The 16,958-nt window shown below is 48.8% G+C and carries 12 protein-coding genes; 3 read left to right on the forward strand and 9 right to left on the reverse strand.

Features of this window, described 5'->3' with window-relative positions; genetic code table 11:
* Entirely contained in the window at positions 1-966 is a 966-nt protein-coding gene (locus ACXAFQ_RS19120; RefSeq protein ID WP_474824981.1) for a nucleoside hydrolase, read from the reverse strand.
* A 181-nt stretch (positions 967-1,147) separates the two neighbouring features.
* Between ACXAFQ_RS19120 and ACXAFQ_RS19125 the strand changes: the two genes are divergently transcribed.
* The 3 genes from ACXAFQ_RS19125 (at position 1,148) to ACXAFQ_RS19135 (ending at position 5,405) form a co-directional block, all read left to right on the forward strand.
* Positions 1,148-3,364: a TonB-dependent receptor gene (locus tag ACXAFQ_RS19125; RefSeq protein ID WP_474824982.1), complete on the forward strand. Its 2,217-nt coding sequence runs from the start codon at positions 1,148-1,150 to the stop codon at positions 3,362-3,364.
* Positions 3,365-3,516: 152 nt separating this feature from the next.
* Positions 3,517-4,530 carry a LacI family DNA-binding transcriptional regulator gene (locus tag ACXAFQ_RS19130; RefSeq protein ID WP_474824983.1) on the forward strand — a complete coding sequence of 338 codons (1,014 nt, stop codon included), beginning with the start codon at positions 3,517-3,519 and terminating at the stop codon, positions 4,528-4,530.
* Positions 4,531-4,805: 275 nt separating this feature from the next.
* The gene (locus tag ACXAFQ_RS19135; protein WP_474824984.1) at positions 4,806-5,405 is read left to right on the forward strand and encodes a Yip1 family protein; all 600 of its coding nucleotides are present in this window, start codon (positions 4,806-4,808) and stop codon (positions 5,403-5,405) included.
* 80 nt (positions 5,406-5,485) lie between these two features.
* On the opposite strand, the gene purF is transcribed toward ACXAFQ_RS19135, so the two are convergent.
* The 8 genes from purF to ACXAFQ_RS19175 all read right to left on the reverse strand — a co-directional run bounded on the left by purF (position 5,486) and on the right by ACXAFQ_RS19175 (position 16,932).
* Positions 5,486-7,006: an amidophosphoribosyltransferase gene (purF, locus tag ACXAFQ_RS19140; RefSeq protein WP_474824985.1), complete on the reverse strand. Its 1,521-nt coding sequence runs from the start codon at positions 7,004-7,006 to the stop codon at positions 5,486-5,488.
* 14 nt (positions 7,007-7,020) lie between these two features.
* Complete coding sequence (locus ACXAFQ_RS19145; protein WP_474824986.1) at positions 7,021-7,509, reverse strand: CvpA family protein; 489 nt, start codon at positions 7,507-7,509, stop codon at positions 7,021-7,023.
* Positions 7,510-7,708: 199 nt separating this feature from the next.
* Entirely contained in the window at positions 7,709-8,290 is a 582-nt protein-coding gene (locus ACXAFQ_RS19150; protein ID WP_474824987.1) for an SPOR domain-containing protein, read from the reverse strand.
* A gap of 9 nt (positions 8,291-8,299) precedes the next feature.
* Positions 8,300-9,583: a bifunctional tetrahydrofolate synthase/dihydrofolate synthase gene (folC, locus tag ACXAFQ_RS19155; RefSeq protein ID WP_474824988.1), complete on the reverse strand. Its 1,284-nt coding sequence runs from the start codon at positions 9,581-9,583 to the stop codon at positions 8,300-8,302.
* A complete protein-coding gene (gene accD, locus ACXAFQ_RS19160) occupies positions 9,584-10,429 on the reverse strand; it encodes an acetyl-CoA carboxylase, carboxyltransferase subunit beta (protein WP_474824989.1) in 846 nt (281 codons plus the stop codon).
* 193 nt (positions 10,430-10,622) lie between these two features.
* Positions 10,623-11,414 carry a tRNA pseudouridine(38-40) synthase TruA gene (gene truA / locus ACXAFQ_RS19165; protein WP_474824990.1) on the reverse strand — a complete coding sequence of 264 codons (792 nt, stop codon included), beginning with the start codon at positions 11,412-11,414 and terminating at the stop codon, positions 10,623-10,625.
* 74 nt (positions 11,415-11,488) lie between these two features.
* Positions 11,489-15,541, reverse strand: a complete 4,053-nt coding sequence (locus ACXAFQ_RS19170) for a FimV/HubP family polar landmark protein (protein ID WP_474824991.1) — start codon at positions 15,539-15,541, stop codon at positions 11,489-11,491.
* 374 nt (positions 15,542-15,915) lie between these two features.
* On the reverse strand, positions 15,916-16,932 hold the full coding sequence (locus ACXAFQ_RS19175; RefSeq protein ID WP_474824992.1) for an aspartate-semialdehyde dehydrogenase: 1,017 nt from the start codon (positions 16,930-16,932) through the stop codon (positions 15,916-15,918).
* Positions 16,933-16,958 lie beyond the last annotated feature (26 nt).

Raw genomic sequence — 16,958 nt, forward strand, 5'->3', positions numbered from 1 at the left:
TTATTTCTTATCTGCATCCATTATGCGACGGAAGATATCTTTAAAGAGATTATCCCGCTCAATATATCGAACAATGCGTATGTTATGACGTCTGTCGTCACGGCTCCAGGTAAGATTATCGTTAAGCACAGGCGACGATTCCAGCGAGCAGCGAAACCATGACGGTTCCAGCAAGTAGCCAATGTTGGCGATATCCCACATCACCTTTCGCGATGCAAAGGTAATCCAGTTAAATGTGGGTGCCAGGTTGGCAAGATAATCGCCAATTCGGCTGGTATTGAGCAAATAAAACTGCATTTCAGGGATGGAAGTCGCGAGCGTGTTCGTTACGCCCATACACGGGAATAGAGTGAGCGCCACGCCGCTATCAAGTAAAACGCGGCTGGCGGGCATATCCTGCATTAAGTTAAATTCTTCCGTGTCGTACCAGTCCTGACTATGACCACCAAGCCAAAGTACATGTATGTTGTTTGCGATATCTGGGGCCAGCAATAAGGCACAGGCAATATTTGTTGGCGCGCCTATTGTGACTACATGTAGTGTTTTTTCAGCGTTGCGCGCTCGGTTTATAAGATCATTTACTGCTGGTGAATTTTCAATCTCCTGCATGTCTTTAAGATAATGTTCAGAGCCTTTAAGCACAGGTACAGTATTAGTGGCATCCATTAAAGACAGCACCCGCAAGATCTCATCATAACTGCGTTTCATGCCTTCTGCTGCATGTTCTACACGAGTCGGCTCACCATCCTGATTTTCGAAAAAAGCATTGGTATAAGGAGCAGCATAAATGGCTTGAAGATCAAGACGGTCCTGGCGAAGCAGTGACCAGGCAATGGCAAACTGATCGTCAATTTCATTACCCGCGTCACAGTCGATTACCACTGAAACCGGCGATTGTGTATCCACTGTCATTAACGCAGCTCTGCGCGCTTCTGTCAGTGATACCTGTAGATTATGATCTTTCACGTTACTACCTTGTGCTAATAATTAACGACAAATTAACAATTTTAATTAAACGTTTCACTTAAGAATATCAACGAAAAATTCGATTTACTACGGATTTATGTCATTTAATTGACAACCACGTGAATAATAAGGTTATATGTAGATGAAACGATTCACCTAACTTTTCACTGGTATCACACGAATGACTTTATCAAGCACAATGAAATCAGCTCCATTGGTAAGTGCCCTCGCGCTTGCAGTGAGCTTTGGTCTACAGGCACAGGAAACGCCTGCTGCAGAAAAAAAAGGCAGTCTGGAAGTAATTAGCGTAACTGCACAGAAACGTGTTGAAAACGCACAGGAAATTCCAATCACCATGAGTGTGGTTAACGCTGAAAAGGTGAACTCTTACGCCATTTCTGGCGACGACATTAAATTTCTAACCGCCCGCGTACCAAGCCTGGTAGCGGAATCTTCAATGGGCCGTAGTTTTCCTCGTTTCTACATTCGTGGTTTCGGTAACACCGATTTCAGCTTCAACGCTTCACAGCCTGTTGAATTGGTATACGACGATGTCATTCAATCTTCGCCAAACATGAAAGGCTTTCCAATTTTCGACGTCGAGCGTATTGAAGTACTGAAAGGTCCTCAGGGCACGCTGTTCGGCCGCAACACCCCAGCTGGTGTAGTAAAAATCGATACTAAAAAACCAACGGCTGATGCAGATGGTTATGTGTCGGCGAGTTTTGGTCGCTTTGGTCAAACTAACCTGCAAGGTGCTGTTGGCGGCACCCTCATCGACGGCGTACTCACCGGCCGCGTTTCAGGTATTACCCAAAACCGTAGCGACTTCGTATCGAATGAATATACCGGTGAAGAAGATGCATTAGGCGGATACCACGACAATGCCGCCCGTGTTCAACTTGATTGGACACCGACAGACGATATCAGTGTACTGTTTAACTATCACCACCGCGATCTGAACGGTACTTCTACTATCTTCTACGCGAATGCCATTGAAGGCGGAACTAAAGGTTTCCGTGACGGCTGGAATCGCTACCTGGTTAACCAAGACGGAAACAATGCTTCCCGTATGAAACAGGATGGTGGTTCTATTCGTGCGACATTCGAGCTGGGCGAGTACACCTTAACCTCAATTAGTGCTTATGAAGACATGAGCTTCTACTCACTGGGCGACGTTGATGGTGGTTGTGCAAGCTGCGATCCAGCCTCTGCCCCGTTCTTCTCTGTAGAAACGGCTGGCGACAACGGTGCTAAGCAGTACTCTGAAGAACTGCGTCTTGCAAGCAACTTTGCCGGCCCGTTCAACTATCAAACTGGCCTTTTCTACTTCTATGAAAAAGCCACTAACGGTGATTTAGGCTACAGCACAGAAAACAACAATGCGCTGAATTCACTGAACGACCAGAAACAAACTAACCACACTGTCGGCGTATTCGTAAGCGGTTCTTACGCTATTGCAGACGACTGGTCTGTATCTGGTGGTGTGCGCTGGACTAACGACACCAAAGAATTCAGCTCAATTGAAGTATTGACAAACGGTGGCCAATCGGTAGCTGATCCGCAAAGTTCCTATGCTGAAACTGACGAGTCAGAAATCAGCTGGGATATCTCTTCCGATTACACCCTGTCTGACGATGTTATGGTGTATGGCCGTATTGCCCGTGGTTTCCGTGCACCTTCCATCGCTGGTACCCCCACCTACACCACTGCTGTGGACGCCGAGACGCTGATTTCTTATGAAGCAGGTGTGAAATCTACATTGCTAGACGGCGATGCTCGCCTGAATGTGGCAGTATTCCGCTACGAAGTAGATGGCCAGCAATTAACGGCTGTTGGTGGTGAAGATAACGACACCCGTCTGCTGAATGCTGATGAATCTGTCGGTCAGGGTATTGAGGCAGAACTGGAATATGCGGTTACGCCAGACTTTATCATCACTGCTGCGGGTAGCTATAACGACACGGAAATCAAAGATGCCGACTTAGGTGTTGCTGCATGTGGTTCAGGTTGTACAGTCCTTGACCCTATCAACGACAACGGTTTTGCACTTATCAACGGCAACAGCTTACCGCAAGCACCTGAATGGATTGGTAGTTTGACTGCCCGTTACACTATACCAATGGAAAACGGCGATCTGTATTTCTTCACCGACTGGGCTTACAAAAGCGAAACCAATCTTTTCCTGTATGAATCAACCGAATTCACAGCTGAAGCAGCGTTGGAAGGTGGTCTGAGAGTGGGATACCAGACTTACGACGGATATGAAGTGGCGCTGTGGTCACGTAATATTACCGACGTAGAAACCGTTACCGGTGCAATCGACTTTAACAACTTTACAGCCATTGCTAATCAGCCTCGTACCTTCGGTATCGAACTGAAAGCAACGTTCTTCTAAGTTGTCACTGACTTTGCGTCACAGCCGATAAACGGGGCAGCATTCGCTGCCCCGTTTTGTGTCTGCCAGTGGTTATTACTGGTTATTCGCGCTCATCTGTCGTAAATTCAAAATGTTAACTTAGCTTTTACTGATACTTACAATTGAAATCTATGCCCGGAAAACGAACAAGAACCGCCTCCTCTGCCCCAACATTAAAAGACGTCGCTAAGGAAGCCGGGGTATCCCTTGCCACAGCGTCTTATGCACTCAATGGTAAAGGTGCTATTAGTAAACAAGTTACCGAGCGCGTACGGGAAGTGGTTAAGCAGTTAGGCTATCAACCCAATACCGCTGCTCGCACCATGAAAACTGGTAGCAGCGCCAGCATAGGTTTGCTTTTACCGGATTTTCGATACCCACTGTTTTCTGAGCTTGCTACAGAAATAGAACAAGTGTGCGCCCAGCAGCACTATTCGGTGTTCTTTGCGAACAGCTACGCTGAGGCAGAAACGGAAATTGCGCGCACACAGCGCTTTGCGCAAAGCGGTGCAGATGGTCTGATTTGGTTTCCTGGCAGTCAACAAAACACCATCAACAACGCCACCCATGGTATGCCTGTGGTGGTTATCGACCGTGATTTAACCGATTTCGATGTGGTAACGCCAGATCATTTCGACGGTGGCGTACAACAGGCTGCGCATCTATTGGATTTGGGTCATCAACAGATAGGATTAATTTCTGGCCCGCGTCATGTTGATAACATGCAACTTCGCATTAATGGCACCGTTAAAGTGATAGAAGACAGCGATGCTGAAATCAAATGGATTTGCGAAACGGACTTTACTGATAAGTTATCGATTGAAGCAAAGACGTTGCTGAACAAGAAAAATGTCACCGCTATTATTGCAGGTAACGATACTATCGCCTTGAACATAATCCGCTACGCGGCAACGATAGGGCTAAGCGTGCCTGAGGATTTGTCAGTGGTAGGCTTTGATGATGTTGCCTGGTGTGAATTTATGACACCGCAACTGACCAGCATAAAAATGCCTTTAGATGAAATGGCAGAAGAAGCAGTTTCCATGTTATTGCGTCGCAAAGAAAACCCAATGGCTTCAAGAAAAAAATGCACGGTTGGGGTTAGCCTTTCCGTTCGCCATTCAACAGCTCCCCTGTCTGTTTAAGTAAAGCGCCGCTAAAAATTAAGGTCTGAGCACACGTTCAGGCCTCACTATTATTTCCTCTCTATAAACCTACTATTCAAAATTACTTAAAAATCAAACACCCCGACAACCTGAACACTTTTTAAGCAAAAAAGGTTTGACGTTGTACAAAACCTGATCAACACTCAAATGTAAAATCAATGTTAATAATGTTAACCATGTTAACTATTGATACTGGAAAATAATTGAAAATAAGCGTAATGCTGCTTGCAGCCCTAATTACAAGGTGACAAACAATGATCCTTAATCATTTACTCGGCATCTACACCCATCCCCGTGAAGAATGGCAGGACATAGACAGACGACATGAAAGCAGTGTTTACGCGTTGAGTCATATCGCCGTAATCGCACTTATTCCATCACTAGTAACCTACTACTCTGGCGCGCATTTGGGTTGGAGCATTGGGGCTGGTGATTTAATCAAACTTACCGAATCCAGTGCTGCAATGCTGGCGGTTGGCATGTATTTCGGATTGATCGTGGGCGTACTGATCCTCACTTACATGATTCACGAACTCGCCAACGCATTTGACGCTAAACCCAACTATACAGAATCGTTAGATCTTGCTGCCTATACCGCCACGCCACTTTTTATGACGGGTTTTGCGGGCCTTTACCCTGAACTGTGGTTTGTAATGGCCGTTGGCCTGGTCGGATTATCATACTCTGTTTATCTCCTTTACTCTGGAACGCCAATCATGATGCACATCCCGGACGGTAAAGGATTCATATATGCCAGCTCCGTAGTGACTTGCGGCCTGGTGTTACTCGCCATTCTAATGGCAAGCACCGTGATCCTGTGGAGTATGGGCTTCGGCCCGGTATACGTTCACTGATCACATTATTTCATCCATATCCTTACGCAAAAGCCGCTCGAATGAGCGGCTTTTTATTGGTTCGGCGCGGATAACTTAACTCAGCTATCAGAATCCATATTGTGCATTTCAAGATTTGAAAGCTCAGCCTGAACCACCGGGCTCTTCGACGCTTCACTACGCGCCATGTCGATACGTTCAAGGTAAGCCTGATCAACGTCTCCGGTAATGTAGTTACCGTCGAATACCGAGGTTTCGAACTCTTCGATAGACGGGTTTTCTTCCCGAACGGCAGCAACGAGATCGCTGATATCCTGGAAAATCAAACCATCTGCCTGAATAAGGTCGGCTATCTGATCAATCTCACGGCCATACGCAACCAGTTCGTTCGCTGATGGCATATCAATACCATAAACGTTAGGGAAACGAATTTCCGGTGCTGCAGAAGCGAAGTACACTTTCTTCGCACCCGACTCACGGGCCATTTCAATGATCTGGCCTGAAGTGGTACCACGTACAATAGAATCGTCGACCAGCAGAACCGTTTTGTCTTTGAATTCTGAAGAAATCGCGTTGAGTTTACGACGCACAGACTGCTTACGCATTGCCTGACCGGGCATAATAAACGTACGACCAATATAGCGGTTTTTCACGAAGCCCTGACGATATGGCAAGTCCAGGGTGTTGGCGATTTGCAGTGCCACATCCATGGAAGTTTCGGGAATAGGAATAACCACGTCGATATCGAGGTCAGCCCACTCCCGCGCAATTTTCTCACCCAGTTTGCGCCCCATATTCACGCGTGACGCATACACTGAAATACCGTCGATAAAGGAATCAGGACGGGCGAAATACACGAATTCGAAAATACAAGGAACAGTAACCGGATTCTCGGCACATTGCTGTGTGAAAAGCTCACCCTTTTCTGTGATATAAACAGCTTCGCCTGGCGCGACATCGCGAATAAAGGTAAAACCAACGGCATCCAGCGCAACACTTTCAGAGGCAACCATGTATTCGTCGCCCAGCTCGGTTACGCGCTTACCCAATGCAAGCGGGCGAATACCGTGGGGGTCGCGGAAAGCCACAACGCCCTGACCGATAATCGCCGCAACAACCGCATAGGCACCGCGAATTTTCTTATGAACATTGGTTACCACTTTAAACACATCTTTCGGCGACACAGTTAAGTCTGTGCACTGCTGCAGCTCATGAGCCATGATGTTCAGCAACAGTTCCGAGTCGGATGAGGTGTTTATATGACGGCGGGCAATACGAAATACTTCGTCTTGCAGCTCGTGTGCGTTAGTCAGGTTGCCGTTATGCGCAAACGCGATACCAAACGGCGAGTTTACGTAAAACGGTTGTGCCTCTGCTGAGCTGGAAGTACCGGCAGTTGGATAGCGAACATGGCCAATACCCATGTTGCCCGTTAGGCGTTTCATATGACGGGTATGGAAAACATCCCGCACCAGACCGTTGGCCTTTCTCAGATTGAACCGACTCTGGTCAATCGTAATGATACCAGCAGCATCCTGTCCGCGGTGCTGTAACACTGTTAAGCCATCATACAGTGACTGAGCAACAGGTGTTTTACCAACAATTCCGACAATACCACACATGAGCGTTACCTATATCAAGCGGTTTTTAGAAAACTGGAGCCGTCTTTCACAAAGGTGAAAAACCACTCAATAATGACACCGAATTCCGGAATGAGCAGTGATTGTCCCCACCACCCGGTATTCGCCGCATCAGTAAATGTATCCATAAAGAACAATAGTGCGCTTACTATCAGTGCGCCACGTAAAGCGCCAAAAATCGCACCTAGCGCACGGTCGGTGCCGGATAATCCCGACGCCTGAACCAGTTGTCCGACGACATGATTGAACATACCACCAAGCACCAGGGTTACGATAAACAACACCACTATCGCCGCGCCATTGCGCAGCGTTGGATCTTCAATTTGCGAAAAATAGACAGCAAGATCGGCATGAAATTCACTGGCAATAAACAGTGCACCGAACCAGACTACCAGGGAGATGGCTTCTTTCACGAAGCCACGCATCACACTTATCAGGGCAGAAACCACGATAATACCGAGAATGGAAAAGTCGACCCAATTCATGAAGCGTTATGTTATCCGTCTGTCGTTGAACACGCAGTAAATCAGCCTTGCTGCGAGATGGCGCGCATTCTAACAGAAGCCTAAAAGATTACCAATGCGAAATCTGCCCGATATTTTTTATAAGCTGCCGTTATGGTAAGAAAAGTTTCCGCACACAGAGGGTATTGCCAAGGCCAGAACGTCGACAGTCAATACGGGATCAGTCCACCTTAAACGGTGCGACCTTGCCTTTGAGCCCCGTGATATCCTGAAGATGCGGCAATGCCTTTTGTAACTTGTCTTTGTTTATGTCTGGCCCGACAAATACTTTCGTAAGCGGACCAGAACGTGTTTCGATTGGGCGGCTGAACGCGCGGTAACCCGCTTTCTCAAGTTTTTCCAGCAGTTGCCCTACGTTCTTTTGATGTCTGAAACTGCCCAGTTGAACAACCCAACTGCCATCTTGTGGTTCAGCCGAAGGCTTTTCTACCACGGTCTGGCTTGCGAGCTTATCTTCAACCTGAGTTTTGGCGGCTTCAGCCGGCGCCGCGGTCTGCGTTTGCGAATCGTCGACTGCGGGTTCGTCTACCACTTCAAGCGGCCGCTGGGTTACGCCAGCTACACGCTCTGTTGGGAAAGGTTCCGGATTCACAATAGGCTTCTTCGCTGGAGTTGCCGGCACGCTCACGAATGCATCGTTATTAGTTTCTTTTTTTCTATCAAGAAAATCCGGCAAAAAAATGACTGCCAGAGCAACTACAATCACTGTGCCGACCAGCCGGTTGGATAGCGCCGAGGTCACGATTAACTCCTATTGGATACTTCTGTCCCTGTGAAACGTTAATACATCCGCAACGGTAAGAAAAGAACCGAACACCAGGATGCGATCATTCTGCCCTGCCTGCTCTCTGGCTGCTTGATAAGCATCAGAAACTGAACTGAAAGCGGCGGCATGTAATTTTTGTTGTGGCTGGAGGTGCGACATCAGGGTTTCACCGCTGAGTCCACGGGGGCCACTGGTATTACCAAGGTACCATTTGGCTTTCACAGTTGCCAGTTCATCAAGTGTCGCGGCTAAAGATTTGTCCGCTAACATACCCACAACAATATGCAATTCACCGTTTAACCCTTTGTCAGCCCAATCGCGCATGAGGGCGCAAGACTGAGGGTTGTGTGCCACGTCTACCAGTACATCCGGTTGACTGGCAATTTGCTGACGTCGGCCTGGTACATTTACCGTTTCGACCAACTGTTTGAGTTGTTCAGCAGTGGGGAGCCAATTCAATCGCTTGAGTGCAGCCAGTGCCGTTGCGGTATTTTGCAGCGGAATGCGTGGCATAGGCAGCCAGTCGGTGATGACTTCGTCACAATGCCAACGCCAGTTTTCGACGTTGGTTTCCACACAAAAGTTCCGCTTTGCCCACCAGGTATTCACTTTGTGCTGCGTTACATATTCATCGAGGGTTGCCGGAGGCTCGAGGTCGCCTACCACTGCAATGCCGTTATCGCGCATGATACCGGCTTTCTCCACGGCAATAAGTTCACGGGTATCGCCCAGCCAATCCATGTGATCGAGGCCAATGGTAGTAATAACCGCTAAATCCGGCTCGATGATATTGGTGGCATCAAGACGTCCCCCCAAGCCCACTTCAAGTATCACCACGTCCACGTTTGCTTTGCGCATCATTAACATGGCGGCGAGTGTGCCGAACTCAAAATAGGTCAGTGTAATGTCGCCACGGGCTTGTTCTATTTCCGCAAAAGCGATGCAGTAGGCTGATTCAGCTTCAACATCACCATTAATACGCACGCGCTCGCGATAATCTAACAAATGCGGAGAGGAATAGACGCCGGTGGTTTTTCCCTGTAGCAGACAGGCTTGCTCGATAAAACGACACGTGGTGCCCTTGCCATTGGTACCGGCAACGGTGATAACAGTTTGGTCGGGAAATTGAAGAGAAAGATTGTCAGCGACTTGTTTAACCCGGGTCAGCCCCATGTCAATGGATGTCGGGTGAATTGACTCGAGATGAGAGAGCCACTGCGTCAGAGAATCGTGCTCTGACGCAGTAAAAGGAGATGATTGATTGTTCACTTAGTTTGGACGGTGCATCTTTTCTAACAGGCCGTGTAATTTATCACGCATTTTACGACGGTCAACAATCATGTCGATGGCACCCTTTTCCAGCAGGAATTCACTGCGCTGGAAGCCTTCCGGCAGGGTTTCACGTACTGTTTGCTCGATAACGCGAGGACCCGCAAAACCGATAAGTGCTTTTGGCTCAGCGACATTGACGTCGCCCAGCATGGCCAAACTGGCTGATACACCGCCCATGGTTGGGTCGGTCAGAACCGAAATGTAAGGCAGGCCTTTTTCACTCATTTTCGCCAATGCAGCAGACGTTTTAGCCATTTGCATTAAAGACATTAGCGCTTCTTGCATGCGGGCACCGCCAGAAGCAGAGAAACAAATCAATGGCATGTTGTGCTCAAGACAGGCATTAACCGCAGCAACAAAACGCGCGCCTACCACCGAAGCCATAGAGCCGCCCATAAATGCGAATTCAAAAGACGCAACCACGACAGGCATACCTTTCAGCTTGCCCTGCATCACGATTAATGCGTCTTTTTCGTTAGTGCTCTTTTGCGCCGCAGTGATGCGATCTTTATAACGCTTGGAGTCTTTAAACTTCAGCAGATCTTGCGGTTCTAAATCACCACCTAATTCTTTACGGTCGCCCGCGTCGAGGAAAGAATCGATACGCTTACGGGCGTTAATGCGCATGTGGTTGTCACACTTAGGACATACCTCTAACAGCTTTTCCAGTTCCTGTTTATAAAGCACAGCCTGGCAGCTGGTACATTTTGTCCAGACACCTTCAGGTACGTTACCTTTGGTTGATGTCTGAGTTTTAGGCAGAATTTTTTGAATCCAGCTCATAGTAAGGAAAATCCTTTGTTATCTGTAACCATGCTTAGTTGGTGGTTAACTGTTGTCTGTAACCGTGTTTATTTATTGGAGCACAGTATTTGAAAAAATCGATATAGCCGCCTATTAGACCACATATCGGTAAACAGTAAAAAGTAAAACTGGTCTAAGAAGTCAGCCTGTTCACCGACAGTTCACACGGCTTTCAGCTTTCTGGCAGAAACAGCGGTCCTAACGGCTTGCGCGGCAAGTCGAAGGTTTCCGGATAGGTCACATCCACCAAGTATAGTCCGTTCGGTTTCGCGGTGGCAGCCGCCTTGGTGCGATCCTTCACTGCCAGTAATTCAGCTATCCAACTAACCGGTTGCTCACCGCAACCTACTTTAATCAGCGAGCCCACAATATTGCGCACCATATGATGCAAGAATGCGTTCGCACGAATATCGACAATGACATAAGCCCCCTGCCGGTACACAGAAACATCCGTTACGTTTCTAAATGGGGTATTAGACTGGCAATGAGACGCGCGGAAGGACGTAAAATCCTGTTCACCGATAACAGCCTGAGCAGCCTCATGCATGAGCGCGGCATCTAATGGCTGATATTCATGGGTAACGCCGTTTAGCAAGATGGCCGGGCGTAACGTGGCATTGTAAATGACATAACGATAACGGCGGTGTGAGGCGGAAAAACGTGCGTGAAAATCATCGCTGACGTTCTTTACCCAACGCACAGCAATAGAATCTGGCAGATTGGTGTTTACGCCCATGGTCCAGGCGCGATCAGGACGCTCACCATCAAAATCAAAATGCACCACCTGCCCGGTAGCATGCACGCCTGCATCGGTGCGACCGGCACACTGCACATCAATGGTTGTATTGGCGACAGCGGAGAGCGCTTTCTCCAGATATCCCTGCACACTCGGTAATTTCTGCTGACGCTGCCAGCCGAAGTGTGCGGCGCCATCGTACTCGACGCCCAGGGCTATTCTTGCCATGTAACTCTGCCTCTTGTAAAAAATCGGCTAAGTGTAGTCAGGCGCCCTGCCAGATGCAAGACGCGCGGGAGATTTTAACCCAGTGCAGAAAGAATGCCTTGCGCTTCCTCTTTCTGTTCATCACTGCCCTTCTCAACCACTTCCTGAAGCAGTTCTTTGGCTGCCTGAACATCGTCCATTTCGACATACACCCGTGCCAAATCCAGGTTCGCACTCTGGCCGGCGTCTTTATCGATGTCGATAACGTCGTCGTCATCACTCACACCGGTAAAATCAGACAGACTGACATCTAAGTCCAATGGCGCGTTGTCATCAATGGTGTTCTCGTCAAAACCATCGTTTATCAGCGAGTCCACATCGAGGAAATCTTCTTCATCGTTGCCGCCAAGCGTCTCAATGTCACTTTCAGCAAGCGGGGTTTCTTCTGTTGATGATGTTTGCGGTGAGCTGTCAACGGCTTCCGTTTCAGGTTCAGCAGTGTCTGCGACTGAGTCAGGATCGTTGAGTAATGCTGCTAAATCCAAATCAGGATTACCCAGCGACATATCCGGTTTTTCAATTGCGATGTCGTCTTCAGCAGCAGGCTCACTGTCTGCGTCAGCGCCGATGCCGCCAAGCAATTCGTCAAAATCAGTCTGATCCAGTTCGTCTAACAGTTTGTGATCTTCACTGTTGTCTTGCGTTAACCAGTCATCAAGGCCCGGTAAGTCTTCCAGCTCGTTAAATTCGGTTGCGGTTTTAACGGGTGGAATTTCGCCATCAACTTCCTGTTCTAATTCATAGTCGTCAACGTTTTCGAGAATGCTATCGTCAAAGTCTGATTCAGACGCAGTCGCAGAAGGCGTGTCGGCATCCATGCTGGCGAAAGAAGGAATATCGTCCATCATTTGACGGTCGAATTCTGCTAACGCCTCGTCCAGCGGATCGGCCGCTGAAGCTTCAACTTCTGGCTCTGGCTCTGGCTCTGGCTCTGGCTCTGGCTCTGCAGCAGTGTCATCAGCGTCTGCTACAGGCTCAAGTAAATCTTCCAGTGAACTGGGTTGTGAGACAGGTTCGGCTTGGGCCGTATCATCCGTTTCATGTTCGCCGCGCCCTTCGAGTTCGGCCAACAACTCATCAGCCAACGCATCCACTTCTTCGGGCTGATAATGTTCATATTCACTATCGGCGGCTTGAGGCATGTCTGCCGATGGCGGTGTGACATCGTCACTTTGCTCAGCTTCTTCTGCATCTTCCGTGTCGGCCTGTTCTGGCTTTAATTCTGGCTCTGCCTCAGGCGCTAGCTCTGATTCCTGCTCTGATTCTGCCTCGGGCGCTAGCTCAGGTTCTTGCTCAAGCTCTAGCTCTGGTTCTATCTCCGGCTCAACTTGCTCTTCCACTTCGGCAAACGCTTCATCTTCTTCAAGCGCTGGAGCGGCGTCGAAACGGTCTTCGGCTTCGGCTTCGGCTTCGGCTTCGGCTTCGGCTTCGGCTTCGGCTTCGGCTTCGGCTTCGGCTTCGGCTTCGGCTTCGGCTTCGGCTTCGGCTTCGGCTTCGGCTTCGGCTTCGGCTTCGGCTTCGTAGTCAGTATTCTCCTCGGTAACCGGCGAATCAACCTCTTCGGCTACCAATTCATCTTGTTTCTCTTCAGGCGCTTCAGATGCCAGTGCGTCGAGCTCATCCTCTGGTTCAACGTCATTTTCTGGTGTCGCGGTAGGCTCTTCCGCTGCGGCTTCAATTTCCGCCATCAATGCATCTGCATCTAATGATGTGTCTTCAGCTAGCGCTTCATCTTCATCGGAATCCGCTACCGAATCACTTTCAGATTCATCCGTTTCTACAGCGAGCGCTTCGGTATCACTACCAAGTTCATCTTCATCGAACTCGACTTCATCAGTTTCATCGGTGTCTAAATCGTCTGTATCGCCTTCGAGTTCTGCCAATAGTTCGTTAGTAAGATCATCGTCAAGCTCGGCGTTGAAATCTTCTTCATCGTCGCTGGATTCCAGCGCATCCGTGTCGGCGTTGATGTCATCCGCCGCTGATTCTTCGGCTTCAAGTTCAGCGAGCAGTTCGTCAGACAACGAGTCCATTTCGTCATCTTCTAATTCAGCTAATAGTTCGTCTGAGAGGTCGTCTGAAAGGTCGTTAGTAACTTCGTCAGAGTCATCGAGGTCAGTTAACCCGTCCTCTTCTGCGGTCTCACCTTGTAATTCCGAAATTAATTCGTCTGAAAGTGGATCGGTGAATTCATCCGCATTTTCCATATCCTCAACATCGATTTCGTCCAAATCTTCGCTAAAGGCGTCTAAATCCTGGATGGCCTGAGGCGACGGTGTAGTCTGCGTTTCAATTTCCTCTTCGGAAGCCTCATCGTCACCTAACATGTCAGCCATCTGGTCGAGCTGATCCATCTCGTTGATAATGTTGTCTGTGAGACGGTCGAGCTCCTGATTCTGATCGTTGATTTCGCGATCAAGCTTTTCGAGCATTTCCTCATCTACGCTGCCATCGGATGAGGTAATGTCTTGACCTGGCTGGTTATCCTCTAGAAGATCATCAATGTCTATTTCAGGTTTTTCGTCTTCATCGGCAGTCGCGGCACTGAATTCAGAGAGAGTATCGTCAGGGTCAACCATCTGATCTTCTTCAACAATGGCATCCGCCTGAGCGCTTTCTCCGGCTTCATTTTCACCATCACCCAAATCAGCTGCATTGGCGTCTAGCAACGCATCTACGTCGAAATCATCGTCGTCCGCACTTGCAGCAGGTTCGTCAGACTCAGGCGCGTTTCCTGCCAGCAATGCATCGATGTCGTCATCACTGACAACATCAGACGTCGCTTCGGGTTCAGGGGCTTCGGTTTGCGTTTCTTCAGTTTGCGGTTCAGGTGTTTCTTCATCGCCGGATAAGTCGATGCCATCCATTTCATCGGTTTCTGGCACCAACGAATCATCGGCTAACAAATCATCGTCAAACAGGCTGTCGAGTTCGTCCTGCCCTAATTCGGAATTTCCGTCTTCAAACGCAAAGTCCTCTTCAGGCACCAGCATGTCATCGTCAAGATCGGCAAAACTCTCTAAATCGTCATCGAGCGACTCTTCCAATTCGTTAGAGAGCACGTCATCGAGGAGTTCATCATCATTGAAAAGCTCATCGTCGGACAATTCTGGCGTGTCATCCAGATCAGGAATGATGGCAGCTGAAGCGGCTGCCGCGGCAACAGGTGCGGTATCCGCAGGCGAAACCTGGGCAACAGGTTGCACCGGTTCCACATCGTTGTTTTTCTTGCCACGCTTTAAGAACCAGGCAACTAAACCGCCCACTAGCAACAAGGTAAGTACGCCTGAACCAATGATCAACGACATGGGTTGCATCAGGGTATTCATGAACGAAGCATCTTTTTCAGCCTGTCTTTCGGCTTGTTCCTGCTTCATCATGTCCAGCACTTGCATCAATTGGCTGGTTTGCGTGTCCATTTTACTCTGAACATCACCTTCGACCTGATTTCGCAAAGAGGCCAGATCTTCATTCACTTGTTCGACACGATCGTACAGCTTGCGGTTTTCATCCAGAATCGCCTGCACACTATCGAGGGAGGCTGCAAATTGTTGACGAAGCTCATCAAACTGCTCAGTTTGCTGACTGTCAAGGCGGGTGATCTTATCTTCAATCGCACTGCGGGTGGTGGTGAGGTCTTCTTGATTAACCAGTGGTACCGGCGGTTTGATGTTATTCGTACTGCTGCCCGGGCGATTTTCCATGCGGGCAAAATTGTCGTCATCTTGCTCGGCACGCATTTTCGCGCGCTCAGGGTCGATGCGGGCAATATAACGCTCTGATGGTAATTGCAGCATGGCGCCATTTACCAGCAGATTGAGATTTTGCTGTTCGAAGGCATCGGGATTAAGTTCATAAATCCCAATCATCACCTGGTAGACAGAGAGGTTCTTGTTTTGTTTGTAGCGGTTGGCAATACGCCACAGCGTATCGTTATCATCGATGGGGCCATACACATTGCCGGAATACTGACTGGTGGCATTTTTTGGCCCACGGATCGGCATTTGCCGTTCCTGCGCGTCACTGAATCCCGGCGCGGCTGCCAGTAACAATAAAAAAATTAGCAAGCCCGTAACATGCGATTTCATAGCGTTCCTATATGCCCTCAAGCGTACACCGGAAGAGATATTCCAGTTGGCCAGGCCAGGTGGTGTAACCAGTACACGGACAAGCCGGCACACCGCTGCCTGTTATTCTTATAATGTCAGAGCTCGTTTGCTCGTAACGTGCCAGTCCGACTGGCGAGTCAGAAAACCGTCACTATCAGAAATATTCCTGTAGATTCACAATTTTATGCAAACTTCAATCCATGATGATAATTTGCACTTAACAGTTACCAAAACTATAAACCAGTTAACGGTAACTATCTAGAAAAACGCAAATTTCAGTGCAGACACGTTAATTTGCTTTAGAAAGGTTATCGGCAGGCCGGCGCAGAAGTTTACCCCTGCGCCGGTTTGACTTACAGGTAGTCTTTTATAAGGGTTTCAGCAATTTGCACGCTGTTAGTGGCAGCACCTTTGCGCACATTGTCCGATACCACCCACAGGTTCAGTCCGTTGGGGTGAGAAATATCATCGCGAATGCGCCCTACGTGCACCCAGTCGTTGCCGCTGGCACTGCTTACCTGAGTCGGAAATTCTTCACGGGCATCGTACACCTTCACGCCAGGGGCATCGGCAAGCAACTGCTTCACCTGCAGCGCATCTACTGGCATACGTGTTTCTAAATGAATGGCTTCTCCGTGGCCATAAAATACCGGCACGCGCACTGCCGTGGCATTGACCAACACGTCACTGTCACCCAGGATTTTCTGGGTTTCCCACACCATTTTCATTTCTTCTTTGGTGTAGTCGTTGTCCATGAAGGCATCGATTTGCGGTATGGCGTTAAATGCGATCTGGCGGCTGAAGGCTTCCGGCGTGATAGGACGGGTATTCAGCAGATTGGCCGTTTGGAGTGCCAGTTCTTCCATGGCTTTCTTGCCACCACCCGATACCGACTGATAAGTACACACGTTAATGCGCTCGATACCAGCCACATCATGAACTGGCTTCAGTGCCACCATCATCTGAATGGTTGAGCAGTTTGGGTTAGCGATGATGTTGCGATTACGAAAATCAGCCAGCGCCTGCGGATTCACTTCAGGTACAACTAGCGGTACATCGGGTTCGTAGCGGAAGTGCGAGGTATTGTCGATAACAATACATCCCGCTTCAGCAGCTATTGGCGCGATACGGGCCGAGACATCCCCACCAGCAGAGAAGAAACCAAACTGCACCAACGTCCAGTCGAAGTCATCCACGTTTTGCACTTCAATTTCTTCGCCTTTGAAATTAATTGTGCTGCCGGCAGAACGTTCACTGGCCAGCGCGTACAGCGTGCCTATGGGGAATTTTCGCTCTTCGAGCATTTCAATCATCGCCTGGCCAACTAACCCCGTTGCGCCCAGTACGGCTACATCAAAAACCTGTGACATGTTCTGTCCTCTTACTTACTCTGTTG

The organism is Alteromonas sp. ABH2_165, assembly GCF_056159945.1.